We start from the raw sequence: 25,645 nt of genomic DNA on the forward strand, positions 1-25,645 counted from the left end.
AAGATTATTTTTTTTAGTATGGTAGATATATTGTCTTTAATTGGTAGAAATGAAGAGTTGTTTTCTAAGGATATTTCAGATAACAAAGAAGAGTTATTAAAAAAGGTTCAGGAATCCTCTTTCTTAGTATTAGGGGGTGCTGGCTCTATAGGCCAGGCGGTAACTAAAGAAATTTTTAAAAGAAATCCGCTAAAGCTTCACGTAGTAGACATTAGTGAGAACAATTTAGTAGAGCTTGTTAGAGACGTCCGTAGTTCTTATGGATATATAGATGGTGACTTTCGGACTTTTGCGTTGGATATTGGCTCAATAGAGTACGATGCATTTATAAAAGAAGATGGTAAGTATGATTTTGTTTTAAATCTCTCGGCGCTCAAGCATGTTCGTAGTGAAAAGGATCCATTCACATTAATGCGGATGATTGATGTAAACATTTTTAATACCGAAAAGACTATAAAACAAAGCATTGCGAAGGGGGCAGCAAAGTATTTCTGTGTTTCTACAGATAAAGCGGCTAATCCAGTTAATATGATGGGAGCCTCAAAACGAATTATGGAGATGTTTCTTATGCGTCGAAGCGAACAAATTAAAATTTCCACTGCTCGATTTGCGAATGTTGCTTTTTCTGATGGATCTCTACTTCACGGTTTTAATCAGAGAATTCAAAAAAATCAGCCTATTGTCGCGCCCAATGATGTTAAAAGATATTTCGTTACACCACAGGAAAGTGGAGAACTATGTTTAATGTCTTGTATCTTTGGTGATAATAGAGATATATTTTTCCCAAAACTTAGTGAAAAATTGCATTTAATTTCATTTGCAGATGTTGCTGTGAAATATCTTAATCAGAGAGGGTACGAAGCTTATCTTTGTAAAGATGAACATGAAGCAAGACAGTTAGTCAAAACACTACCAGAAGAAAATAAATGGCCTTGTCTTTTTACTGGGAGTGACACAACTGGTGAAAAGGATTTCGAAGAATTTTTTACAGAGTCTGAAAAATTGGATTTAAATCGTTTTGAGAATCTTGGTATCATCAAGAATGATTTTGATAATCAATCTTCTAATTTAGACTTTTTCAAAAGTTCTATTGATTCGATGAAAAAGGAACAAGCTTGGAATAAGGAAGAAATTGTAAAACTGTTTTTTGAAATGATTCCGGATTTTGGACATAAAGAAACCGGTAAATATTTAGATTCTAAAATGTAATGCAAGAAGCTCAAAATACAATTTCTTTTATCCGGGATTATTATGGGACTAACGATTTTATCCCGTTACATGAACCACGATTTCTCGGTAATGAAAAAAAATATCTCAATGATGCAATAGATTCAACATTTGTTTCTTCAGTAGGTATGTATGTAGATAAATTTGAAGACATGATGACACATATCACAGCAACGAACAAGGCGGTGGCTGTGGTTAATGGTACAGCAGGTATTCAAATAGCTCTGAAATTGGTTGGTGTAGAAAAAGGTGATGAGGTATTGACCCAAGCTTTAACTTTTGTAGCTACAGCAAATGCAATTTCATATAATAATGCCGAGCCTGTTTTTTTGGATGTAGATAGAGATACAATGGGCTTAGCTCCACATGCGATAAGTGAATTTCTTCAAAATTATGGAGAATTGAAGGAAGATGGTTGCTATAATAAACAAACAGGAAAGAAAATAGCGGCCTGTTTACCTATGCACACCTTTGGTTTTCCTGCTAGAATTGACGAAATAGTAAATATTTGCGAAAAATGGAATATTCCTGTAGTTGAAGATGCAGCAGAATCTCTTGGTAGCACCTTCAATGGTAAGCCTACAGGTAGTTTTGGTGATTTAGGTGTTTTTTCATTCAATGGTAATAAAATTGTAACATCTGGTGGTGGTGGGGCCATTGTTACAAATGATGTAGAAATGGGAGTAAAGGCTAAATATCTAACAACAACTGCTAAAAAGCCTCATGCCTATGAGTATTTTCATGATGAGTTGGGGTATAATTTTAGAATGCCTAATTTAAATGCTTCTTTGGCTTGTGCGCAATTAGAGAATCTTGATATGTTTTTACGAAGTAAACGGGAATTAGCCTTGGGATATGCCAATTTTTTCGCTGATACTAATATTAAATTTAGAAGTGAATCTCCAAATACCAAAGCAAACTACTGGTTAATGAGTGTTGAACTTGAAGATAAGCAGGCAAGGGATAATTTTTTAAAAATCACGAATGAATCCGGGATTATGACACGCCCTATCTGGAAACTTATGTACAAATTACCTATGTATGAAAACTGCTATAGGGATGAGCAGAAAAATGCGGAATATTTGGAAGATCGAATAGTAAATATAACTAGTAGTGTTAGATAAATTAGTGACGATTGTTGGATATTCCGGCCATGGCTTGGTGGTAGCAGACGCTGCAGTAGAATCAGGTATTAAGGTTAAATATTACGTTGAAAAAAAAGCTTCAAAATACAATCCTTTTAATTTAGAATATTTAGGAGATGAGAGTAAGCATGATTTTACAGGTTTCAATAAATCTAATCATTACATATTAGGAATTGGTAATAATTATATAAGAAGAAAAGTTGTAGCGTCTTTAATAAAGCGAGATATAAAAATTATTAATGTAATTCATCCTAATTCTAGTTTTTCACGTTATATGAAAATCGGACATGGAAATTTTATTTCTAGAAATGTTTCAGTAAATATTGGTGTGGAGATTGGAGACTATACAATTTTAAACACCTCTTCTATTATAGAGCATGAATGTAGAATTGGAGATTATAGTCATATAGGCCCCGGGGCGACCCTTGCCGGTAACGTAATTGTAGGAGAAAATAGTTTTATTGGAGCTAATAGTGTAATTAAACAAGGGGTTAAAATAGGTGACAATGTTGTTATAGGTGCGGGTACAGTGGTTATTTCCGATGTTATTGATGATAAAACTATAGTTGGTAATCCTGGTAGATACTTAATGAAAAGATGAATACTGTATTAGTAACATATATATATCCGGAGGCTGTAAAATTTTTTCCTGACTTTATTAAGACAGTTAATGAGCAAACCAATCAAAATTTTACTATTCATATTTTCAATGACGGAGTCAAAAATGTAAAAAAGTTTTTTCATGGTTTATCAGGAGGTGTAGAAATAACAAATTTGGAAGGAAGTATTTCTGAGATTAGATTTAAATCACTTGAAATTCTGAAGAACTCCAAATCAGATTTTATTATTTTTCAGGATATTGATGATTTGATGTCGAAAAATAGAATTCAAATAACACTTAAATTGCTTGAAAATAGGGCACTAGTATGTAATGATTTAAGTTTATTCTCTAAAGGTGAAATTAAAGAAACTAATATTTGGCAAAAGCGTCTGGGGAAGATATTTGAGTTTAATTACAAATTTTTGGAAGATAAAAATATTGTAGGTTTCGGAAATACAGCAATTAGAAGAGAACTACTCAACTTTGACCTAAAGATAAGTAATACACCAATTGCGGTTGACTGGTTTGTTTTTTATCAAATTTTACTAAAGCATCAGCAAACTGTGTTATTCACAAGTGAATGCACTACTATTTATAGACAACATGAAGATAATATCATTGGAATTACTGATGACTTATCTACAGAAAGACAATTAACAATTTTAAATGGCAAAATTGCTCACTATAAAGCTTTAAACGAAATTGGAATAAACTTTTCTTCAGATTTAGAAAAGATTGAGGATCTTAATGAAAGATTAAAAATATCTAATAATATCCATAAAAAGCCAAACACTGAGGCTTTTTGGTGGGAACAAATTAATTTTTATGAAACAAATTAAATTCGGAAATAGGGAAATTGGCAATTATAGAGAACCTTACATAATTGCTGAGATAGGAGCAAACCATAATGGAAATATGGATCTTGCAAAAGAAATGATCATATCAGCTAAAGAAGCTGGAGCCGATTGTGTCAAATTCCAGTCCTGGACTCCAAAATCTTTAATATCTAAAGAGGAGTATCAAAATAATCAAGTTTATAATGATTCGAAAAAGAAGCATTTTGGCTCCTTAAAGGAAATGGTAACTAAATATGCTTTAACCGATGAACAGCATAGAGAGCTAAAGTCATTTTGTGATAAAAATAATATCGAATTTGCTTCCTCTCCTTTTTCGGTGGAAGAAGCCAGACTTTTAAATGACATTGGAGTTTCTTTTTTTAAAATTGCTTCGATGGATATAAATTATATCGATTTTCTAAAGGAAGTTGCTTCATTTAAGAAACCGATGATAATATCTACCGGAATGGCAACTATAGCTGAGATTGAAACAGCTGTAAATGCATGTAAGGAAGCAGGAAATGATCAAATAGTTTTACTTCATTGTATTTCTATCTATCCTCCAGAATACGAGGATATTCATTTGAATAATATTTCAATGTTGCGAAATACATTTAATATGCCTATTGGCTTTTCAGATCATACTATTGGGACTGCTATTCCTTTAGCTTCAGCTGCATTGGGAGCATGCGTTATTGAAAAGCATTTTACATTAGATAAGGATTTACCTGGATGGGATCACCAGGTATCAGCAAATCCAATGGAATTAAAAATTATTTGCGAAGAATCAAAAAATATAGCGAAATCTTTAGGTAATTATCAAAGAACCGTTTCTGAAGCGGAGGAGCTTAAAAAAGAAAAGTTTAGAAGGAGTTTAGTTGTTAAGAGAGATTTGAAGAAGGGTGATATATTGAAAAAAGAAGATCTTACGGCAAAACGTCCCGGAACATTTATTGCTCCCGATAAAATGGAGTATGTTTTAGGTAGAGAATTAAATACAGATATTTCTGAAGATGCAATATTAAAATGGGAAAATTTATATTAGAATAATGACCGATTTTCAAGATAAATTGATAGAAGAGAACGAAAGTATTTTAACAGCTTTGAGAAAGCTAAATGATATACGTGATGTAAGTAGACTTATATTATTTGTCAAGGATCAGAGCAATAAAGTGATTGGTTCATTAACAGACGGAGATATTAGGAGGTCTCTGGCGAATGAAGGTGATATTAGCAAGCCTGTTGGCCAGATATGCAATAAAAATTTTTTCTACGAAGAATTCTCAGATTCTTTTATCAATCTTTCGTTTTATAGAAAAAAAAACATCAAGATATTACCATTATTGGATTCAGATAAAAAGCTCGTAAAAATTATTGATCTTGAAAATCAAATTTCGGTTCTCCCTATGTCAGCTATGATAATGGCAGGTGGAAGGGGAAAACGTTTAAGTCCAATGACAGATAAAACACCCAAACCAATGCTCGACTTGGGTGGAAAACCAATTATAGAACATAATATTGATAAATTAATTTCTTTTGGAATTAACAAAATCTATATTTCGGTAAAGTATTTAGGTGAACAAATTGAATCTTATTTCGGGGACGGCAGTAAAAAGGGAATTGAAATAGAATATATTTGGGAAGAAGAACCATTAGGTACAGCTGGAGCTCTATCACTTGTAGATAAATTTGAAAGTGAATATGTGCTTCTTATGAATAGTGATTTATTTACAAATGTTGATTTGGAAGATTTGTATATTGATGCTAAAAACTCAAAAGCAGATATGGCTGTAGCTTCTACCGAATTTAAAATTGATGTTCCATATGCAGTTTTTGAAACTAATGGAAGTTCAGTTACCGCTTTTAAAGAAAAGCCTTCATATGTATATCATAGTAATGCCGGTATCTACATAATGAAGAGAGATCTGATCAAGAGAATTCCAAAAAATGAATTTTATGATATTACCACCTTAATGGAGGAATTAATTGCAGAAGGAGGTAAACTTATACATAATCCTATCAGGGGTTATTGGATTGATATAGGTAAACCTATTGATTATAAACAAGCACAAGAATTTGTAAAACATTCAAAATGATAGCAATAATTCCTGCTAGAGGGGGGTCGAAAGGTTTACCAGGGAAAAATATTCGCTTATTGGATGGTAAACCTTTAATTGCATATACGATTGAAGCTGCTAAAAATTCAAAATATATTTCCAGATTAATTTTAAGTACAGATGATCCGGAGATTGCCGCAGTAGGTAAGCAATATGGGGCAGAAGTTCCTTTTTTAAGGCCTGAATATTTAGCATCAGACACAGCCAAAGCATTAGATGCATATTTATATACCATAGATAAAATTTTCGAATTAGAAGGTTTAGAAATAACTGAATTTATCGTTTTACAGCCAACTAGTCCTTTTCGTATAGGTAGGCATATTGATGAAAGCATTCAAATGTTCAATACTAAAAACGCCGATTCTGTAATAAGTTTTTGTGAGGAACAGCATCCAATAGTTTGGCATAAATATGTGGATGACGAAGGTAAAATTTCATCAATTTTCGATGAGCGTATAAGAAACAGGCAGGACGAAAAGAAAACTTACTTTCCCAACGGTGCAATATTTATTTTTAAAAAATCCATTTTGCAGCAGGGTCAATATTATACAGAGAATACTTACGCGTATGTAATGTCTCGACAATCGTCGATTGATATAGATACTTTGGAAGATTTCAAATATGCTGAGTATTTAATATCTAAACTTTAAGATGAAGATTTCTAAATCCTCTTATCAGTTTTTATATTCGTGGGATTTAACTTTTCGCTTTGTTCCGTAACATTTTATAAATGCGATTTAAATCAAATGTAGCCGTTAATTTTACTATAAGTAGTATTTTCAAAACTATTTCCGGGATGGCTATTAGTTTAATAGCTATAAAAGTTATAGGACCGGAGAAATTAGGATTGTGGCAAGCTGCTTTAATTATTAAACCCTATATAGGTTTCACTCAGTTAGGGCTTACTCAGGGGTTGGGAAGACAACTACCTTTTTATTTGGGTAAAAATGATCAAAAGAAGGTAAAGAAATATGCGGCTAGTGCACAATATGTTACAATATTATATACAATATTTTTTCTAATACTAGCAATCTTCCTGTCTGTTTTTGTAGCCTCCAATGCTGAAGAACAGTTGATTTATTTAACAGCAGGAGTTTTTATTTCTACAATGTTCGTAGATGATTTTCTTTCATCCACTTATAGATCATCAAAAAGTTTTGCAGATTTATCCAGAGTATACATTATTTCTTCTCTTTTTGCTTTTTTGCTATCTCCACTAATCTTTTACCTTGAATTTTCAGGATATTTAATAATGCTTTTAATTCATAGTCTGGCTTCCACAATTCTATTGGTGGTGTATAGACCCATTAGAACAAAATCCAAATTTTTTAAAAAAATCTATATAGAGAATATTAAAATTGGTTTTCCTATGCTTTCATTGAATTATTTGCGAAGTTTACCAGATACCTATCCAAAAATTTTTATTGTATTCTTTATTTCTACTACAGCATTAGGGCTTACCGCGCCGGCTAATGCAGCTTTAACAGCTTTCAGCGTACTTCCTGCAGCCCTGGCAAAGTATATAATGCCAACGATGACCTTTGATTACGCCAAATCAAATGACAAAATTGTTATATGGAATAAGATTAAAAAAATTTCATACTACTTGAGCATTTTTGGACTTGCTGGTCTTTTGTCTTTAATTTTCATACCGTATATCATAGAGAATTATTTTCCAAAATACGAGGAGGCAGTATTTATTACTATAATTGCTGTAATTATTGGTTTTTTTAGAATGTACGCTCTTATATTTCAGGTTTTTAATACATTGAAAAGATATAACGAACAATTTAAAGTTTCTGTAAGTAGAAATCTATTATATATCCTGATACCAGGATTTTTATTTTATGCAGCTCCCAAAGAGAAAGGCTTATCCTATATTTTTATTGGAGTTTTAATAGCAGAATTTATTTCCACTGGTATTACTTTTTACTATGTTCATAAAGTTACCCATGACGAAAAATGAGATAACGATAGGAAATAAACTTTTTACAAAATTTAGTATTTGCTTTTTTAAATAAAATATGAATTTATTCGTCCTATCAACACCTTCCCAAGCATTTTTTCTTTCTAGAGCTCCTGAATTGTTGGAGAATGCTATTGTTATTGCTACTGTTACTGATAAAACAACTGCATCAAAGATATTTGAACATCTTCAGGAATTTGAATTTGAATATACCCTTATAGTCTATATGGTAGATAACAATGATTGGCTTAAGCCTCTCAAAATTCTTTACTTTAGAATTTGGTTATTTCAATTTAAAAAAAAATTTAAAACCTTTCAAAATGTTTATATAGGTAGTTATAGTAATATTTATCACCTTAGTATTATTGGTGAATATGAAAAAAAAAGTAAGATTTCGCTTTTATATGATGGAATGCAGATAATTTCTGTAGCATATAATAGGAAGCTTAATAATAGCGAAGTAAGGAGTTTACCGAGGGTTTTTCGCCAATTGAAATTCAAACAACCAAAAATTCCATCTCTAAATTTTGTTGGTCCGTTTACTCTTGATGTTAATTCCAGAGATACTTCAAAAAGTTTGAACAGAAAAAACCAAAATGAACATCCTAAATTAGACGAAACAGAGGTCATATTTGTAGGGCAACATTTGGTGCAGTTGGAGATCGTCTCGAACGATTTCTATTTAAAGTGTTTGAGAGGTTTGGTTAAAAAATTTCCGAATAAAAAAGTTTTATATATACCTCATCCAAGAGAAAATAAAGTTAATCTTGAGAAGATTTCAGAATTTTTAGAAATAAAAACTTTTAATGGAATATTTGAGGAAGAGTACTTAAATAGTAAAGTTTTTCCAAAGACTGTAGTCTCTTTTTACAGTTCTGTATTGGGGAATTTATGTTATCTGAGAGCAGAAACAGATTTGTATGCTATTGCTATTCCTGAAGCCAATTTTCTTAGAAAAGAGTTATATGATAATTACCAGGTAACCTTTTCTTTTCTAAAACAGCTGGATTCGCCTAAAATAAGTATCATCGATTTTCAATAAAAGTAGATTGATTGGTGGCTTCATTTGAAAACGAATATTTTTCACCAATTCATTTCGCACGTACTTCAAAACCTATATTTAACTAAGTTTTCGCAAATTACATGGTCTTTTTTTTTAAATAAACCAATATTTTTGCATGCTTTAAGATAAAACACACTATGCTAGGAACAAAAGCTGAAACACTACAATATATATCTGAAAATGGATTTCCAGTACCGGACGTACATTTTTTCACTGTTCATGAATGGAATAATTTTAAAGATAATGTTATTTCTAATATTTCTAATAAATATGAAAGCGTCACATATTTAGCAGTACGAAGTAGTTCCAGGGCAGAAGATACAGAAGTTGATTCTATGGCGGGAGCTTTTGAAAGTATCTTAAATGTGAATTATAAAATTAATGGTGAACTTTCAACAGCAATTGATACAGTGATCAATTCTTTTGACAATAATCCGGAGAACCAGGTCTTAATACAACCTATGGTGGAGGATGTTAGGATGAGTGGTGTCATAATGACCAAATCTTTAGATGACGGTTCACCATATTATGTCATTAATTTCGATGATACGACAGGCAAGACAGATACCGTCACTAGCGGGAATTCTATCAACAAAACGGTATATGTCTATAATGGTTTTAAAGATAAAGATTTTGATTCCCCATATTTATTAAAGGTTCTAAAAGTTGTAGAAGAATTAGAATCCCTTTATAAGAATTTGCCTTTAGATATTGAATTTGCATTGAATAATAAAAATGAAGTTTTCATCTTGCAGGTACGACCAATTACTACTTCTACAAATTGGAAGAATAAAGCGAATAAATTGGTTTCAGAAAGGCTTCCATATCTTGAAGATTTTGTACAGCAATTAATGACTAGGAGAGTGGATATTTATGGTGAAAAAACCCTCCTGGGAATTATGCCTGATTGGAATCCTGCAGAAATGATTGGTGTTGTGCCACATCCGCTTGCAATGTCCTTATACCGTGAGCTTATTACTCGAAGGGCTTGGAGTTTGGCTAGGGAAGAAATGGGTTATAAAAAAATGCCAGATGTAGAATTAATGGTTTCGTTATTTGGCCGGGCGTATATAGATGTGCGTAATAGTATGAACTCATTTTTGCCGGAAAAATTAAGCCCAGAAATTTCTGAGAAGCTTATTAACGCTTATATACAAAGGCTGGAAAATAATCCTCATTTGCATGACAAAATCGAATTTGAGGTTGTACCTACTGCTTATGATTTTAAATTTGAAGAAAATCTAAACAATCGGTATCCAAATTTGCTGAACGAAGAAGAAATCAAGGAGTTTAAAAACTTTTTAGTAGAATTGACTCAAAATGCTATTGAAGACACAGAAGGCAATACGTTAAACAAAGCTATTGAATTAATTGAATTATTGAAAACCCTACAAGAGGAAAACTTGAATAAAAAGCTTGTTACTCCTTTTTCAATTTCAGATCACGTAAATACACTCAAAAATCAATGTGTTAAGTATGGAACAATACCTTTTTCAATAACTGCCAGGCATGGCTTTATAGCGGAATCACTATTGAGATCAGCTATAGCTTGTGGAGCTATAGAAGAGGAAAGGGTGAAGGCATTTAAGAGAAGCGTGAAAACTATCTCTACAGAGCTTAGCACTGATTTTTACGAAGTGTGTAACGAAAATCTTGAAAAAGATAAATTCATGCAGAAGTATGGTCATCTTAGGCCAAACAGTTATGATATACTATCACCATGTTACAAGAACAGACCTGATTTATTAGATGGTGATCCTCAAAAACCAGGTGAGCACGAAGTATTTCAGTTAAGTGATCAAGAGCGTAAAAATTTAAATATATTATTGCGAGATCACGGTTTTGACAGAATTAATGCAGATGATATTTTTAAGTATGCGTCTAAGGCCATAAAAGGTAGAGAATATCATAAATTCATCTTTACTAAACACCTGTCTGCTATCATAGAATATATAACAGAATGGGGTGAGTTAATTGGTTTTTCTAAAAAGGATCTAGCAATGCTTACCTTAGATGATGTTCAAAGTGTTTTATTTGAACCGATCACCAAGGATTTAAAAGTTTTCTTTAAACGTAGAATTAAAAAAGCAAAGAAATCTTACAGTGTAGCAAATTCTTTTAAATTAAACTATTTAATACGTTCTCGAAGAGATGTTTATATTGCACCAATGCAAAGAAGTGCACCAAATTTTATTGGCAATAAGAGGGTTGAAGGTAAAATAGTATTTCTTAATCCGTTCATAAAAGAGATCCCAGATTTGGAAGGTAAAATTATATGTATAGAAGGCGCGGACCCTGGATATGATTGGATCTTCTCAAGAAAAATAGGTGGTCTTATTACAAAATTTGGAGGTGCTAATTCACATATGGCTATACGCTGTGCTGAATATGATCTTCCTGCAGCAATTGGATGCGGAGAACAACCTTTTAATAAGCTAATAAAGGCCGGTAAGGTATTGTTAAATTGCCAAGGAAAACGTTTAGAGCCACTTACAATTTAAAACTTTTATGCAAAAGCTCATTATTGGTATAAGTATGAGAGAAGCTAATGCAGCTAGTTACGATGAAAAGCGTGATGCAATAGCACGGGATTGGTATAGGTTTATGAAGGAGATTATGCCAAATGCAAATTGGATACTTTTGCCAAATATTGAAGAAGAAATTATTGAATATATCGAAAATTGGAATATAAATGCATTTATTCTAACCGGAGGTGAAAATCTAAGTATTTCTAAAGAAAGAGACGACACTGAGAAGCTTATTTTTCAATACTCTCAGGCTAATTCTCTTCCTGTTTTAGGTATTTGCAGAGGATTTCAAGCTATTTTTAAATGGTTAGGAGGAGAAATTGAACAACGAAATGATAGGTTTTCGGTATTTCATGTAGCGACCCGACATCAGATAATTATCAATAATAAAGTTGAAGAGGTTAACTCTTACCATTCTAATGCACTAATCGACAGGTCTAAGCCTGAGATGTTAAAGGTTATTGGTAGGTGTAAAGAAGATAATACTATTGAGGCTTTTCAAGGAAATGGTTTACTTGGATTAATGTGGCATCCTGAAAGGGAAGATATATTTAGTAAATGGGAAGCACGAATGATAAAAAAATTATTTAAATATGAATAAATATAAAGGATTAATACTAGCAGCAGGGAGAGGGTCAAGAATGGGTAGTACTACTGAAAGATCGCATAAATGCCTAACAATTTTAGAAGGTAAGACTTTATTAGATTGGCAACTTTCAGCCTTGAGGGCAGCAGATGTCCAGGATATAACCGTGGTTAGAGGTTACAGATCAGAAATGTTACAAGGAGATTTCAAAACAGCAGAAAACCCAAGGTGGTCTGAAACGAACATGGTTGGAACACTGTTCTGTGCACCTAAAATGGAAACAGAGACCATTATATCCTATTCAGATATCGTTTATTCTAGTGATCATATTGAAAAATTGAAAAATCAGGATGGAGATATAGTAATAACTGCCGATAAAAAGTGGCTTGATCTCTGGTCTACCCGATTTGAAAATCCTTTGGACGACGCAGAAAGTTTTAAAACAAACGATGGTGTTTTAACCGAAATAGGAAATGACGAAGATAGTATAGATAATATTCAGGCACAGTATATGGGCTTAATCAAGTTTACTCCAAGAGGTTGGGATATAGCCTTTGGTACTTATAATTCTTTAAATAAGGATGAACAGGATAAACTAGATATGACTTCCTTTTTATCCATGCTAATGGAAAAAACAGACATTAAAGTTGCATTTATAGAAGGCAGATGGTGTGAAGTAGACTCTAACGATGATGTAAAGGCATATGAAATAAAATTGAAGGAGAATAAAAACTGGTCGCATGATTGGAGAAAATAAAATTATATATAAGTATTTAAATGAGGATGTGTTTAATAATAAGATTAACTATTCTTATTCCAAATTTGGCGGAATTGAATTTCTCAAATCCTGGGAAGAAAAAAGGGATAAGTGCCTAGATATTCTGTTGAAAAATAATGCCGGAAGCCATAAAACTGAAGATGATTCTAGAACAAATATTCAATTGGAACGATGGTTAAATAATGATATAGTTTTCTCTGAACTTGATAAGGTTCATTTGTTGATAAAAAGATTTGAGGTAACCAAAAGGATTTATGAATTCTACGATGCTGATTTTCGCCGTATAAATAAAGATGTGACTTATAATAACTTGAATCTTTATATCAATTTTGGGTTAGTAATGGTTAAACTTTTTGACAGATATAAACATTTGCAGTACTTAAATTCTCTTTTAAAATTAGTTGATATTATTTGCAGCAGAATAAACGAATTGAATCAAAATGCAGAAACCTCCAATTACAGAGCTGCATCCAAACTATTATGGGCAGAAAAAAGAATTATTAAAGAATTGTGTGAAAATAAAAACATTGATTTATGAAGATTTTACTTCTAGCAGGAAACACACTTAGATCTAATTCGTATGCGCAATATTTGGCTGCCAGCTCTTGCAAAGTGGAAGGGCTATTTTACGGATTTGAGGAAAGAGAATATAGTGTACCTAAATTAAATCGAGACACTGAGCAATTCTTCGATGATAATAATATTCTTATTCCCGATTTTCAAATAGGTATTGAAAATGTGTTTGAGCGTAATAAATGGAAATATCAGCATATTAATGATTATGACGTTAATTCTCAAAGTGTAGTAGAGCGGGTAAAGTCGATATCTCCAGATTTAATAATTTTTTCAGGTTATGGAGGTCAAATTCTTAGAAAAAATCATTTTGACTTGGATCTACCTTATGTACATATGCACCCGGGAGACATTCCTTTAGAAAGGGGGAGTACAACAATTTATTATAGCATATTAAATAGACAATCCTGTACAGTGACTGCCTTCTTGATGAATGAAAAAATTGATGCAGGGAATATTATTACAAAAAGTCATTTTCCCGCTCCCACTGGAGGGGTAAATATTGACCAATACTATGATAATATTATTAGGGCAAATTGCTTAATAGATGCAATTACCGCATTATCCAAAAAAAATGAAATTACTCCCTTTCCTTCGCACGATAATAGTCTAGAATATTACGTCATTCATCCAATCCTTAAAAATATTGGAATTTTATCTCTCAAAAAATAACTATGTTATTTCTATATATTGATCCCGGTACGGGGAGCTTGTTAATAAGCCTATTAATAGGTTTTATTATGACCATTACATTTTCAATACGTAATTTTTATTATAAAGTAATACATTTTTTTGCGGGAAAAGAATATAAGGGTACAAATGATTTTTCTGGAGAATTGGTGTTTTTTAGTGAGGGGAAAAACTACTGGAACGTTTTTTACCCAGTTTTAGATGTACTCATCAAGCATAATAAAAGATTCGTATATTTAACTGCAGACCGGGAAGATCCCGGACTACAAATCGATTCTGAATATTGTTCTTCCCATTATTTAGGTAATACAAATCAGGCTTTCTTTGTATTAAATAAATTGAAAGCGAAAATGTGTATAACCACTACTCCTCAATTAGATATTCTAAACTGGAAGCGTTCGAAAAACGTAGATCACTATTGTTATCTATCTCACGCCCCCATGGATATCCATGCAAATAAAAAATTTTCATTTGATTATTATGACTCTGCACTTTGTGGAAATGATTTTCATATCGCAAATCTTCGCCAACTGGAACGTGATAGAAATAGCAGAAAAAAAATTCTTATGAAAACTGGTTGTACCTACTATGATTTGAAGAATGAAGGAGCTAACGAACAAAAAGAACACATTTTAATTGCGCCAACCTGGGGTGATAGATCATTTTTTGTAGAACATGGAGAGCTATTATTAGAGAAATTATTAGAGCATAAACATCGTGTTTTATATAGACCTCATCCTCAATCCTGGATTTCTGAAAAAGAGCTCTTGAGTATTATCTCTTCCAAATTTGGTAAAAATGAACTTTTCGAAATTGATAAGAGGGTTGATAATGTACATGCATTATCTAAAGCAAAAGTATTGATAACAGATTCAACTTCCGGGATAATCTATGATGTGGCATTTTTGCAGAAAATACCAATTATAGCTGTTGATTTTGAATGGGACGATGGTGGTTACGAATCATCGGATCTAGAAAATCCTCCATCTACAAAATATCTTTTGGAAGATTTTGGAAGAACAATTACAGAAAATGAAATATATAATATTCATAATATTATTGGAGAAGTATCAAATGTAAAAATGACGGAGGAAATAATAGATAAGCATATTTTTAATTTTCAAAATGCAGGTAGTGTGGCTGCTAAACAGATTCTATCAATTTTTAAAGGATTAAAATAATGTTTTTAATAAACTTTCTTAAAAATATCCTGGAGTTTTTCTACGATATAACTTTTAGTTATGGGTGGTCTATAATTCTATTGAGCCTGGCTACACAAATTATTATGCTTCCTCTTTTCTGGATAGCAGATAAAATTCAGGATTTGGAGAAAGCCAGAAAAGATAGAATGCAGCCTGCTCTGGATTCCATAAAGAATGTTCAAAATAAACAAGAGAAATATCACTATACACGGGAGATATACCGTAAAAATAACTATAGTCCGTTTTATTCATTAACAGGTTTAGTTGGTTTACTAATTCAAATTCCATTTTTTCTTGCGGCTTATTGGTTACTTCTGGATTATTATCCACTTATTGGAATATCTTTTGGGCCAATCAGCGATTTATCTCAGCCTGATGAGTTGCTTTTAATCGCAGGTATATCAATTAATATATTACCCTTCTTAATGACCTTTGCTAATTTATTAGCGGCATATTTTTACACAAAAAACCAAGATAAAAGTGAGAAGATACAGTTGGTAGTTATAGCTATTGTATTTCTCGTTCTACTATATAACTTATCTGCGGCGCTAGTATTATTCTGGACTATGAATAATATTTTTGCAATAGGTAAAAATTGGTTTTTGTTAAGAATCAAATCAACCAAAGCTGATTTAATTCTCTCAAATAGCTTCTCGAAACTTCTTAAGATCCTAACTTCTTTCTGGAAGGAGTATGGTTTTGTGGTTTTTCTATTAATGTTTTCAGTTTTTCCCCTTCTCTCAATTTATTTTGAAAATATAGAAGAGCTTTACTTGACTCAATCTTCTATATTATCACTTATAATTGTCATTTTAATTTTTACCTTAGGAATAACCATTGCAATTAAGTTTCTGGTCAAAAATAATTATAAAACCCAGATCCTAGTGTTTACTGGTTTATCACTGTTTTTTCTCTTTGGTCATTTTAGAAATTTACTTGCAGCAATGGGGCTGGAAGGCAAACTTGCTATATTTTTTCTAGGATTGGTTTTTCTGCTCTTACCAGCAATAATTATCTATCTTACTTTGAAAACTAAAAGGAATCTAAAGGCATTATCTAACGTAATTAGTATCCTATCTCTTTGTTTGTTCTCTATAGTTATTTTGAGAATAATGTCCTTTGGTATAAGTAATAGACAAACCCTTCTACACAACAATTCACAGACAACAAAACTGATTAGCGCAAATAAAGAACAGTTACCTGATATTTATTATATTATTCTTGATGGTTACGCTAGTTCACAAATTTTAGAGGAGGACTTTAATTTTGATAATAGTGAATTTGAAGATTATTTAATCGAAAAAGATTTTTATATAGCTTCAAATAGCAGGTCTAATTATATGAACACCTTTCTTTCACTGGGATCAACCTTTAATATGAATTATATTAACTTTTTAAGTGATTCCTTGCCAAAAGGATCTACCAACAGGAAGATCCCATATGATATGGTATTAAATGGTAATGTAATGAAATATTTGAAAGACAAAGGTTATAAAACTGTTCATTTTGGTAGTGTTTTTGGAGGAACCAAACAAAATATATACGCTGATTATAATTATAAATATTCAAGCTATATGGGTGAATTCACTACTAATTTTTTACACACCACTATACTATCACCCTTAGTAAGCCATTTTGCGGGTAAAGAATATCGAAAAACTATTTTATATACTTTTGATCATCTAACGAAATTAAAAAACATAGAAGATCCCAAATTTATTTTTGCACACATAGTTTCCCCTCATCCTCCCTATGTTTTTGATGAAAATGGTGAAGAAATACCAAAATCTGTAAACCTGGATAACAGCTGGAATAAAAATGAAAAGAGGTTTTACATAGATCAGTTAAAATTTTTAAATAAAAAGGTAAGAATTCTAACAGAGGAGATTCTGAATATATCAGAAAATAGTGTGATAATCATACAATCTGATCATGGTCCGGCATTTTTGGAAGAGGACGATAAAAATGCCAGTCCAGAATTTTTAGAAGAAAGAAGTGAAATATTTAATGCTATTTATATGAATAGCTCTAATAGTAACAATAAGAATTTATATAAAGATATTTCCTCGGTGAATACTTTTCGTGCTGTATTTAATACGATCTTTGACGAGGATTTTAAAATTCTTGAAGATTCTACTTATTATTCCACTTATAAAAATCCTTATGATTTTACTAATATTACAACAACTTTAGATAGTTTAAAAATTTCGAAAAAGGAGTAATTCAAACCTTGATATTCTTATGAAAATTCTCTGTCCAACGCTGGCTTCTATAAATAAATTGAAAATTATTGAATAGGATATTTTTAAAATAAAAATTGGTTGTTGAATCTCCTCCTTTTAGAAATATATAATTATTAATTACCAAGTGTTATCTATAATGTGAATTATTCACCGTCATTTTTTATTTTGGTTTTTAAAATTAGTGATTTTCACATTTTATTATAAGAATTTCTATTTTAAGCCATACACAATTATTTACTTTTGAAAAAAAACAACTGATATTCTGCATTATAAAATAACTGAGCTATTTATTAGGTTTTGAGATTGAAAATTTTCTAAAGTAATTTTAAAATTGAGATAGAGATTTCTAATACTTTAAAAATTTAAAGATGCTAAAAGAAAAATGTTTCAATTTAATCAAAAGCGATCTTGTGCGATATGGTAAAAATAATTTATCAAAATTAAGATTTTTATCTATATTTTTTCGTCAGCCAGAATTTAGATTTTTAGTTAATCATAGATTGGCTAACACTTATTCCAAAAAGCATCCTTTAGGCTTAATCACTAGAGTTTGGTATCATTCAATTAGGGCGAAATATGGCATGCAGATTCAGTTAGGAGCTCAACTAGGGCAAGGCTTTTTTCTTAACCATTGGGGACCTGTGCATATAAATCATGCCGCAATAATTGGTAAAAATTGTAATATTTTGCATGGAGTCACAATAGGGAATGTTAGTAGAGGCAAAAGGAAAGGTTCTCCTACAATTGGGGACGAAGTATGGATAGGGGCAAACGCCGTGGTCGTTGGGAAAATTAGAATTGGTAACAATGTTTTAATTGCACCCTTAACCTTTGTTAATTTTGACGTACCCGATAATAGTGTGGTTGTTGGAAATCCAGGAAAAATTGTAAGTCAAAAAGGTAGTGAAGGCTATATTAAAAATAAAGTTCTTTAACCATTCTCGAAAAGATGAAAATTTAATATGAAAGGACTGAATAAGAGAAATCTAATCTACAAAAGTTTAAATGCCTTTACAGCACCGTTTAAAAGTTATAACGCAGGACGATTAAGAGTGCTTGCCTATCATACCGTTGTTAATACCGAAATTTTTGAAAGTCAACTTCAATTTTTACGCAAAAATTATAATATAATTGACCTTGCATATCTGGAAAGTCATCTGTTTAATGGAAAAGAACTACCAGAAAATGCAATCCTTCTTACTTTTGACGATGGCGATTATTCAGTTCTCGAATTCGGTATGCCATTACTAAAAAAATACGGTATACCTTCTGTTCTGTTTATAATAACTGATTTGATAGAAACTAATAAATCTTTTTGGTGGAATAGGGCTTACACCTTTTATAAAAATTCTAGGTTTTCTGATGAGCAAATTGGAAAAAAAATATCTGAATTAAAAGATTTACCAAATAATATGAGAATAGAAGAACTTGATAAAATGCCTGAAGTTTTTACGCGCCAATTAACTGTAAGAGATTTAAAAGAGCTTGAGTCTTCCGGGATGGTTATCTGCAATCACACTCATACACACCCTATTTTAAATAAATGTAGTAAGGGAGATGTTAAGCTGGAAGTAAGCAGAGCAATGGATATGTTAGAATCCTGGGGATTTCAACATAATCAAATATTTGCCTATCCAAATGGAAACTTTAATTCCAGAGCAGAAAAGATACTAAAGCATAAAGGTATTTCAACGGCATTTTTGTTCGACCATAAGATAAATGTTGAAAACATAAATCCTATGAGAATTTCGCGCATAAGAGTAGATAGCGATACCGAAATAGATGAATTTCAAGTAAAAGTTAGTGGTTTACATCCATTTTTATTTAATAAATTTCTAAAATAGTTAGTTTGAAAATTTTAATAGTTATTGATAGTTTAGGCTCTGGTGGAGCCGAAAGATCTACTGCAGTTCTTTCTGATTATTTATATGAGAAGGAAATTAATTTTGATGTTATCTGTCTGGATCAAAAAACGGTAGGGGTGCAAAGCCAAATGCAAGCAAAAGGTTATAAAATCTATTTTTTTGAAAAAAATAACTTTTTTTCTCAAGTAAAATATTTGGCAAAATTTATCAAAAAAGGGGAATATGACCTGGTTCATAGTATCCTTTTCCGTGCCAATATCAGAACTCGTTTTGCGAAATTATTTCAAAATTTTGTTCATCTTGAAAGTTTAGTAAATACCACGTATTCTAAAGAACGCTTCAATGATAAAAGAGTAAACCAGAAGGCGCTATGGTTCTATAAGAATTTAGATAAAAATAGCGCTTCCTGGGGAGTTGATCATTTCCACAGTATAACGGAAACAGTGAAAGAGCATTATATCAAAGAGGTAAATATAAAGCCTGAGATAATATCGGTTATCCCCCGGGGTCGAAAACCATTGCTAAATGAATATGAACAAAAACCAGCTACTTCTTCTGAGATGGTGAGTTTTATCAATGTGGGAAGACACGAGTTTCAGAAAGGGCAAATTTACTTACTCAAAGCAGTAAAAATTTTAAAAGACAAAGGTTACCTATTGAATCTAACCATATTAGGGCGAGATGGAACCATGACACCTGAAATGAAAAATTACATAAATGAAAATTCTTTGGCTGAGATTGTAAGTATTGAGGGTTTTAAAGAAAATGTTCCGGATTATCTTTTAAAATCGGACGTGTTTGTTTTTCCTTCTCTTTTTGAAGGATTGGGAGGTGCTCTTATAGAGGCTCAAGCGGCAGGTTTGCCAATAGCATGTAATAATATTCCGGTTTTACATGAAGTTGTTAAGGACAATAAAAATGCAAAATTCTTTGATGTTCATAAAATAGATTCTATGGTGGAAACCCTAATTTTCTTTATTGAAAACCCTAAAGAGCGTGTAGCATACGGAAAAGAAAGTTTAAAAAATTATAAGCTTCGTTTTCAGGAGAAGAAAAACAATCAAAAAATGCTTGATTTATTTAAAGGGCTATGCTAAGTTTTCGGGAGATTGACTATAATAAAGATTTAGATCAGATAATAAAATTGATCAATGATAATTTGGATCCCGATTTTACCATTAAGCTTTTTAAGTGGAAACATCTGGAAAATCCTTTCGGTAAATCTTATGGCCTTCTAGCCTTTGATGGGACAGAAATTATAGGCTTGAGAATGTTTATGTTTTGGAAATTCTGGGAACCCTCTGAAGAAAATTTAATTTTAGCTCTACGTCCTGTAGATACGGTCGTGGATAAAAACTATCGGGGCCAGGGTATATTCAAAAGATTGACCTTAATGGGACTCGAAAAATTTAATGGAGATCACAGTTTTATTTTTAATACTCCAAATAAAAATAGTCTTCCAGGATTACTAAAAATGGGCTGGGAAAAATATAATTTTATCAATTGTTTTAAAATAGGTTTGATTAATCCGTATTATGGATTTTCATCATTTGTAGACGTAAAACCGGATGAGATAAAAATAGATGATAAAATAAGTTTCCAGAAAGAAATTCTAAAAACTTACACTCCTTTAACGTACTTTAAATGGAGATACCAGGCTTCCTGCTTTAGAATTGCTTATTTTGAAAAAGAGCAAACTTACATTGTGTATAGTATAAATAAATTTCATATCATAGTCTTTGAAATTACAGGATATAGTCAATTGAACATCAGAATGTTAAATTCTTTAGGGCGAAAATTTAAAAAGGCACTGATATATTTTTATGAAGATGAACAATTTGAAAAAGTAGATTTTTTGCTTACCTTGAAAAGGTATAAGCCTAATATAACTTTAAGAAATTTCGAAGTATTTAAGGATAATCAAATTAAATTTTCATTAGCTGATTTGGATGCTAGCTTTTAATTTGTATTGGATTATTTCTATATGTATAAAGTTAATGAGTTATTAGTTAAGAAACTTTTTCAAGTTCAGGTTTATTCACCAATTCACCTTCTTTAATTTCTTTTACCACTTTTGCAGGATTACCAGTCGCTATTGTCCAGGCAGGTACATCCTTTACTACTAAGGAACCAGCCCCAACAATAGCACCTTCTCCTACTGTAACACCAGGCATGATTGTACTAGCCATCCCAACAACACACCCTCTTTTCAAAACAACAGGAGATTTAATATAGGATAGATCGTTATATCGCGTATTTTTATAATATAATTTTAAATCTCTCTTATGGCAAAGAATTAAACTTCTACTGGCAATCCACACATCATCTTCAATAGTAATTAAGTTAGCGTTATGTACATCATAATATATATCATAGCCGATTGAAACATTTTTTCCAATTTTGCATCCTGTAGCTTTCCAGATTGCAGGTCTCAAACGAATGCTTATTCGATTTAGAATTACCCAATTCTTACTTATTTTAAATAAGAAAAAGTATAAAATTATTCTCGCCTTAAGAAATATGGCTGTAGGTATTTTTCTTATTATTTCAATAGGCTTCATATATAGCTTTTTACAAGGACAAACATATTTAAAATTTTGCTGAGAAAATATAAAAATCAATTTATATAAAATTATTGTTTAAGGAGTTTTTAAATTATAGTTTTGCTAAACTAATTTCAAAATTAAATCTAATCAATTGCTTTTTAATTCCCTGGATTTTGCCCTTTTTCTTCCGATTGTATTTATTTTTTACTGGCTGCTTAATAATAGGTTAAAGTATCAAAATATACTTATACTTTTAGCCAGTTATTTATTTTACGGCTGGTGGGATTGGCGGTTCCTAAGCCTAATTATTTTTAGTACCATAGTAGATTTTAGTATTGGTCTGGCTTTAAAAAAAACTGTAGACTTAAATAAAAGGAAATATCTTTTATGGTCTAGTTTATTCGCAAACCTTGGTGTATTAGCAGTTTTTAAATATTTCAACTTTTTTATAGAAAATGTATCTAATGCATTTAGTTTTTTTGGTGCTGATTGGAGTATGAGTTCATTAAATATTATACTACCCGTTGGAATCAGTTTTTATACTTTTCAAACTCTTAGTTATACTATTGATGTTTATAGGGGAAATTTAAAGCCAACTACTAACATTATAACTTTTGCGACATTTGTTAGTTTTTTTCCTCAACTGGTAGCAGGACCTATTGAACGAGCTACAAATTTACTTCCTCAATTTGAGATAAAGAGAAAATTTAATTATGAGGAAGCTACAGATGGTTTGCGCCAAATCTTATGGGGTTTATTTAAAAAAATAGTTATTGCTGATAATTGTGCTCTTTATGCTAATTATATTTTTGAGAATTCCGAAACTCTATCAGGGAGCACCCAGTTACTAGGGGCACTTTTTTTTACCTTTCAAATTTACGGTGATTTTTCGGGATATTCCGATATAGCTATTGGTACCGCCAGATTGTTTGGATTTAATTTAATGCAGAATTTTGCGTTTCCCTACTTTTCCAGGGATATTGCGGAATTTTGGAGGCGATGGCATATTTCACTTTCTACTTGGTTCAGGGACTATCTTTATATTCCATTGGGAGGAAGTAGAGGCGGCACCTCAATGAAAGTAAGAAACACATTTATCATTTTTATAGTGAGTGGCTTTTGGCATGGTGCAAGTTGGACATTTATAATCTGGGGAGCTCTTAATGCGGCCTATTTCCTACCTTTACTGTTAGCGGGTAAAAACAGGCAAAATTTAGACATTGTAGCGAAGGGAAGATTGTTTCCACATGTAAGGGAGGGAATTAAGATTGTGGCTACCTTTTCTCTTACAGTTTTAGCCTGGATATTTTTTCGTGCTGAGAGTACACCACATGCGATTTCTATAATTGCCGACATCTTCTCTAACTCCCTTTTTAGTACTCCTTATTATGCGGGGCTTGGTATGGCCAAAAGTACAATTCTTCTGGTACTTTTATTTATCATAATAGAATGGTTAGGTAGAGAAAATCAATATGCAATTCAGAAACTAGTAAAGGTAAAGTCTACAGGTTTAAGGTGGTGCTCATATAGTTTCCTGATTTTCATTATAGGCGTTTACATGTTCACAGATAGATCGCAATTTATTTATTTTGATTTTTAACATGACTAAATTTTTAAAACGACTCTTATTTTTTTTTCTTTTTAGTTCCATTTTTTACACCTTGTTTATTGGAATATGGGGATATTTTGTGCCCCCGACTCTAAGAAAAAATTTAATGTTTAATCCAAATGAAGGATACTTAAAGAGAAAATTTTTAGATGTAGAAAAGTATAAAGGAGTTGATATTGTTTTTTTTGGTTCGTCTCATTCCTATCGAGGTTTTGACACCAGGATATTTAAGGAATATGGAATAACTAGTTTTAATTTAGGCTCAAGTGCTCAAACCCATATACAAACTGAATATTTGATGGAAAGATACTTGAAGGATCTAAACCCAAAGTTAGTAATTTATGAGGTTTATCCGGAAATGTTTAGTAATGAAGGGGTTGAATCTACCATCAATATAATTTCTGCAAATGAAAATGTAGATTCGGAGATATTGGATCTGCTTTTTCAAACTCGTGATATAAGGGCTGTAAATACTTTTTTATTTTCTTTCTTTGAACCTAGAAATCCGGAAATTATTAATTCCGGAAATGTAGAAAAAGATACTTATGTCCCAGGGGGATTTGTGGAAAAAAAATTAAGTTATAATACAGATACTGCGGTTAACAGAATTTGGAAACCTTTGCCAAAGCAAAAAGCCGCCTTTCAGGAAAATATTCAATTTTTAAAAGATAATAATATTCCATACTTGCTTGTTCAGGCGCCATATACTTTTACTTATAGTAATCAAGATGAGATAGAAAATTATATTTCGGAAAACGGTAGATATTATGATTTTAACCATCTGATAGACTTCTCTCCTCAAAAGGATTTTTATGATGAGAGTCATTTAAATCAAAATGGAGTAAAAAAATTTAATAATAAACTTATAAAAATTATAGATAGTCTAGAAATTTTAAAAACTAATAAATTAGAACAATTACCTTATTAAATCTTTATAACTCATTGAGAGTATTGAAATCAAAAAATAGAAAGCATGAAAATTCTCCATTTAATTCATAAGCATCAAAATAGAGGAGCTGAGACTTTCACCTGCCAACTATCTAATCATCAGAGTAAAATTGGTCACGAAGTTAAAATTGTTGCTGTTTATAATGGAGAAGCTAATCTAAACTGGAAAGATTCTATAGAAAGCCTAATTGGAGATGAGAATAAATTTATTGATTGGAAAGCTTGGAAAAAACTATCAGAATATGTTAATGATTTTAAGCCCGATATTATACAAGCTAATTCTGGAGATACACTCAAATATGCAGTTCTATCTAAAATAACTTTTGGATGGAAGACCCCCATAATCTTTAGGAATGCCAGTGAAGTTGGTCAATATTTGAATAGTAATTCTCAAAAAATGTTTAATTATCTTCTATATAGAAAGGTTTCTGGTGTAGCTTCAGTTTCAAAAAAATCGAAGAATGACCTAATTGGACATTTTTCGTTTCTAGAAAAGAAAACCACCATTATTCCTATCGGCTTAGAAGAAAAAACTGTCATTTCAAGAATAAAATTTGATTCATCCAGAAGATATAACATTGTACACGTAGGTGGCTTTAGCTTTGAAAAGAATCATGAAGGCCTTATAAGAATTTTCAGGAAAGTCGTTGATCAAAGAAAAGATATTCATCTACACCTTATTGGAGATGGTCCTCTGAAGTCTCAGATTGAAAATTTTTCTAATGAATTTGCTCTCAATGATTACATAAGTTTTTATGGATTCGTAAATAATCCTTTGGATTATATTAAAGCTGCTGATCTTTTAGTTCTACCTAGCATTATAGAAGGTTTACCTGGAGTTCTATTGGAAGCAATGTATTGCAAAACACCTGTCATTGCTTACGATGTTGGAGGCATTAGTGAAATTGTAAAATCTCAAACTGGTACCTTAATGAAAAAGGATGATAAAGAGGGGTTTGCAAATGCTATCCTAGAAAAGATAGACCATCCTGATCTTACACAATTAGAGAATGCTTATAATATGGTTGCTAGAAACTATATGAATAAGAAACTGGCTACAAAGTTTTTAAATTTTTACAAGGAGGTTCTTGAATAATTATGAAGGATAATTTATTATCTATT

24 protein-coding genes are annotated in these 25,645 nt (G+C 31.5%); 23 read left to right on the forward strand and 1 reads right to left on the reverse strand.

Features of this window, described 5'->3' with window-relative positions; genetic code table 11:
• Window positions 1–18 precede the first annotated feature (18 nt).
• From C8P64_RS14980 to C8P64_RS15075, 20 genes are all read left to right on the forward strand, one after another.
• On the forward strand, window positions 19–1,209 hold the full coding sequence (locus C8P64_RS14980) for a UDP-N-acetylglucosamine 4,6-dehydratase (protein WP_108172882.1): 1,191 nt from the start codon (window positions 19–21) through the stop codon (window positions 1,207–1,209).
• The gene (locus tag C8P64_RS14985) at window positions 1,209–2,351 is read left to right on the forward strand and encodes a LegC family aminotransferase (RefSeq protein WP_108172883.1); all 1,143 of its coding nucleotides are present in this window, start codon (window positions 1,209–1,211) and stop codon (window positions 2,349–2,351) included. The genes C8P64_RS14980 and C8P64_RS14985 overlap by 1 nt, the downstream gene beginning before the upstream one ends.
• Complete coding sequence (locus C8P64_RS14990; protein WP_108172884.1) at window positions 2,341–2,973, forward strand: acetyltransferase; 633 nt, start codon at window positions 2,341–2,343, stop codon at window positions 2,971–2,973. Before C8P64_RS14985 ends, C8P64_RS14990 begins: the two co-directional genes overlap by 11 nt.
• Window positions 2,970–3,812, forward strand: coding sequence for a glycosyltransferase (locus tag C8P64_RS14995; protein WP_108172885.1), 843 nt, complete (start codon window positions 2,970–2,972; stop codon window positions 3,810–3,812). The genes C8P64_RS14990 and C8P64_RS14995 overlap by 4 nt, the downstream gene beginning before the upstream one ends.
• Window positions 3,799–4,854, forward strand: a complete 1,056-nt coding sequence (locus tag C8P64_RS15000; protein WP_108172886.1) for an N-acetylneuraminate synthase family protein — start codon at window positions 3,799–3,801, stop codon at window positions 4,852–4,854. Before C8P64_RS14995 ends, C8P64_RS15000 begins: the two co-directional genes overlap by 14 nt.
• Window positions 4,855–4,858: 4 nt before the next feature.
• Complete coding sequence (locus tag C8P64_RS15005) at window positions 4,859–5,905, forward strand: nucleotidyltransferase family protein (protein WP_108172887.1); 1,047 nt, start codon at window positions 4,859–4,861, stop codon at window positions 5,903–5,905.
• Window positions 5,902–6,576 (forward strand): acylneuraminate cytidylyltransferase family protein, encoded by a 675-nt coding sequence (locus C8P64_RS15010; protein WP_108172888.1) that lies wholly within the window; start codon window positions 5,902–5,904, stop codon window positions 6,574–6,576. Before C8P64_RS15005 ends, C8P64_RS15010 begins: the two co-directional genes overlap by 4 nt.
• A 146-nt stretch (window positions 6,577–6,722) precedes the next feature.
• Window positions 6,723–7,892: a lipopolysaccharide biosynthesis protein gene (locus C8P64_RS15015; RefSeq protein WP_146167228.1), complete on the forward strand. Its 1,170-nt coding sequence runs from the start codon at window positions 6,723–6,725 to the stop codon at window positions 7,890–7,892.
• Window positions 7,893–7,950: 58 nt separating this feature from the next.
• On the forward strand, window positions 7,951–8,934 hold the full coding sequence (locus C8P64_RS15020; protein WP_108172890.1) for a polysialyltransferase family glycosyltransferase: 984 nt from the start codon (window positions 7,951–7,953) through the stop codon (window positions 8,932–8,934).
• Between the two features lie 146 nt (window positions 8,935–9,080).
• Window positions 9,081–11,456, forward strand: coding sequence for a PEP/pyruvate-binding domain-containing protein (locus C8P64_RS15025; RefSeq protein ID WP_279324125.1), 2,376 nt, complete (start codon window positions 9,081–9,083; stop codon window positions 11,454–11,456).
• 7 nt (window positions 11,457–11,463) lie between these two features.
• Window positions 11,464–12,084, forward strand: a complete 621-nt coding sequence (locus C8P64_RS15030) for a gamma-glutamyl-gamma-aminobutyrate hydrolase family protein (RefSeq protein WP_108172892.1) — start codon at window positions 11,464–11,466, stop codon at window positions 12,082–12,084.
• Window positions 12,077–12,826 (forward strand): phosphocholine cytidylyltransferase family protein, encoded by a 750-nt coding sequence (locus C8P64_RS15035; RefSeq protein WP_108172893.1) that lies wholly within the window; start codon window positions 12,077–12,079, stop codon window positions 12,824–12,826. The genes C8P64_RS15030 and C8P64_RS15035 overlap by 8 nt, the downstream gene beginning before the upstream one ends.
• Entirely contained in the window at window positions 12,810–13,385 is a 576-nt protein-coding gene (locus tag C8P64_RS15040) for a hypothetical protein (RefSeq protein ID WP_108172894.1), read from the forward strand. The genes C8P64_RS15035 and C8P64_RS15040 overlap by 17 nt, the downstream gene beginning before the upstream one ends.
• Window positions 13,382–14,092 carry a hypothetical protein gene (locus C8P64_RS15045; protein WP_108172895.1) on the forward strand — a complete coding sequence of 237 codons (711 nt, stop codon included), beginning with the start codon at window positions 13,382–13,384 and terminating at the stop codon, window positions 14,090–14,092. The genes C8P64_RS15040 and C8P64_RS15045 overlap by 4 nt, the downstream gene beginning before the upstream one ends.
• Window positions 14,093–14,160: 68 nt before the next feature.
• Window positions 14,161–15,291, forward strand: coding sequence for a CDP-glycerol glycerophosphotransferase family protein (locus C8P64_RS15050; protein ID WP_170106670.1), 1,131 nt, complete (start codon window positions 14,161–14,163; stop codon window positions 15,289–15,291).
• The gene (gene yidC / locus C8P64_RS15055) at window positions 15,291–17,534 is read left to right on the forward strand and encodes a membrane protein insertase YidC (RefSeq protein WP_108172897.1); all 2,244 of its coding nucleotides are present in this window, start codon (window positions 15,291–15,293) and stop codon (window positions 17,532–17,534) included. Before C8P64_RS15050 ends, yidC begins: the two co-directional genes overlap by 1 nt.
• A gap of 389 nt (window positions 17,535–17,923) precedes the next feature.
• Entirely contained in the window at window positions 17,924–18,490 is a 567-nt protein-coding gene (locus C8P64_RS15060; protein ID WP_108172898.1) for a serine O-acetyltransferase, read from the forward strand.
• Between the two features lie 27 nt (window positions 18,491–18,517).
• Entirely contained in the window at window positions 18,518–19,399 is an 882-nt protein-coding gene (locus C8P64_RS15065) for a polysaccharide deacetylase family protein (RefSeq protein WP_108172899.1), read from the forward strand.
• Window positions 19,400–19,404: 5 nt separating this feature from the next.
• A complete protein-coding gene (locus C8P64_RS15070) occupies window positions 19,405–20,517 on the forward strand; it encodes a glycosyltransferase (protein ID WP_108172900.1) in 1,113 nt (370 codons plus the stop codon).
• Between the two features lie 47 nt (window positions 20,518–20,564).
• Window positions 20,565–21,383, forward strand: coding sequence for a GNAT family N-acetyltransferase (locus tag C8P64_RS15075; protein ID WP_170106671.1), 819 nt, complete (start codon window positions 20,565–20,567; stop codon window positions 21,381–21,383).
• A gap of 46 nt (window positions 21,384–21,429) precedes the next feature.
• Here C8P64_RS15075 and C8P64_RS15080 read toward each other — a convergent pair whose 3' ends face one another.
• Window positions 21,430–21,981, reverse strand: a complete 552-nt coding sequence (locus C8P64_RS15080; RefSeq protein WP_108172902.1) for an acyltransferase — start codon at window positions 21,979–21,981, stop codon at window positions 21,430–21,432.
• A gap of 136 nt (window positions 21,982–22,117) precedes the next feature.
• Between C8P64_RS15080 and C8P64_RS15085 the strand changes: the two genes are divergently transcribed.
• The 3 genes from C8P64_RS15085 (at window position 22,118) to C8P64_RS15095 (ending at window position 25,619) form a co-directional block, all read left to right on the forward strand.
• On the forward strand, window positions 22,118–23,566 hold the full coding sequence (locus C8P64_RS15085) for an MBOAT family O-acyltransferase (protein ID WP_108172903.1): 1,449 nt from the start codon (window positions 22,118–22,120) through the stop codon (window positions 23,564–23,566).
• A 115-nt stretch (window positions 23,567–23,681) separates the two neighbouring features.
• A complete protein-coding gene (locus tag C8P64_RS15090) occupies window positions 23,682–24,503 on the forward strand; it encodes a hypothetical protein (protein WP_108172904.1) in 822 nt (273 codons plus the stop codon).
• 45 nt (window positions 24,504–24,548) lie between these two features.
• Window positions 24,549–25,619 carry a glycosyltransferase gene (locus tag C8P64_RS15095; protein ID WP_108172905.1) on the forward strand — a complete coding sequence of 357 codons (1,071 nt, stop codon included), beginning with the start codon at window positions 24,549–24,551 and terminating at the stop codon, window positions 25,617–25,619.
• The last annotated feature ends 26 nt before the right edge of the window (window positions 25,620–25,645 follow it).

The organism is Christiangramia gaetbulicola (assembly GCF_003054225.1).
Lineage (GTDB): Bacteria > Bacteroidota > Bacteroidia > Flavobacteriales > Flavobacteriaceae > Christiangramia > Christiangramia gaetbulicola.

Coding starts and splice junctions, on each gene's coding strand:
- C8P64_RS14980 (WP_108172882.1), top strand. CDS start 19: ATGGTAGATATATTGTCTTTAATTGGTAGAAATGAAGAGTTGTTTTCT.
- C8P64_RS14985 (WP_108172883.1), top strand. CDS start 1,209: ATGCAAGAAGCTCAAAATACAATTTCTTTTATCCGGGATTATTATGGG.
- C8P64_RS14995 (WP_108172885.1), top strand. CDS start 2,970: ATGAATACTGTATTAGTAACATATATATATCCGGAGGCTGTAAAATTT.
- C8P64_RS15000 (WP_108172886.1), top strand. CDS start 3,799: ATGAAACAAATTAAATTCGGAAATAGGGAAATTGGCAATTATAGAGAA.
- C8P64_RS15005 (WP_108172887.1), top strand. CDS start 4,859: ATGACCGATTTTCAAGATAAATTGATAGAAGAGAACGAAAGTATTTTA.
- C8P64_RS15010 (WP_108172888.1), top strand. CDS start 5,902: ATGATAGCAATAATTCCTGCTAGAGGGGGGTCGAAAGGTTTACCAGGG.
- C8P64_RS15015 (WP_146167228.1), top strand. CDS start 6,723: ATGGCTATTAGTTTAATAGCTATAAAAGTTATAGGACCGGAGAAATTA.
- C8P64_RS15020 (WP_108172890.1), top strand. CDS start 7,951: ATGAATTTATTCGTCCTATCAACACCTTCCCAAGCATTTTTTCTTTCT.
- C8P64_RS15030 (WP_108172892.1), top strand. CDS start 11,464: ATGCAAAAGCTCATTATTGGTATAAGTATGAGAGAAGCTAATGCAGCT.
- C8P64_RS15035 (WP_108172893.1), top strand. CDS start 12,077: ATGAATAAATATAAAGGATTAATACTAGCAGCAGGGAGAGGGTCAAGA.
- C8P64_RS15040 (WP_108172894.1), top strand. CDS start 12,810: ATGATTGGAGAAAATAAAATTATATATAAGTATTTAAATGAGGATGTG.
- C8P64_RS15045 (WP_108172895.1), top strand. CDS start 13,382: ATGAAGATTTTACTTCTAGCAGGAAACACACTTAGATCTAATTCGTAT.
- C8P64_RS15050 (WP_170106670.1), top strand. CDS start 14,161: ATGACCATTACATTTTCAATACGTAATTTTTATTATAAAGTAATACAT.
- yidC (WP_108172897.1), top strand. CDS start 15,291: ATGTTTTTAATAAACTTTCTTAAAAATATCCTGGAGTTTTTCTACGAT.
- C8P64_RS15060 (WP_108172898.1), top strand. CDS start 17,924: ATGCTAAAAGAAAAATGTTTCAATTTAATCAAAAGCGATCTTGTGCGA.
- C8P64_RS15065 (WP_108172899.1), top strand. CDS start 18,518: ATGAAAGGACTGAATAAGAGAAATCTAATCTACAAAAGTTTAAATGCC.
- C8P64_RS15080 (WP_108172902.1), bottom strand. CDS start 21,981: ATGAAGCCTATTGAAATAATAAGAAAAATACCTACAGCCATATTTCTT.
- C8P64_RS15090 (WP_108172904.1), top strand. CDS start 23,682: ATGTTTAATCCAAATGAAGGATACTTAAAGAGAAAATTTTTAGATGTA.
- C8P64_RS15095 (WP_108172905.1), top strand. CDS start 24,549: ATGAAAATTCTCCATTTAATTCATAAGCATCAAAATAGAGGAGCTGAG.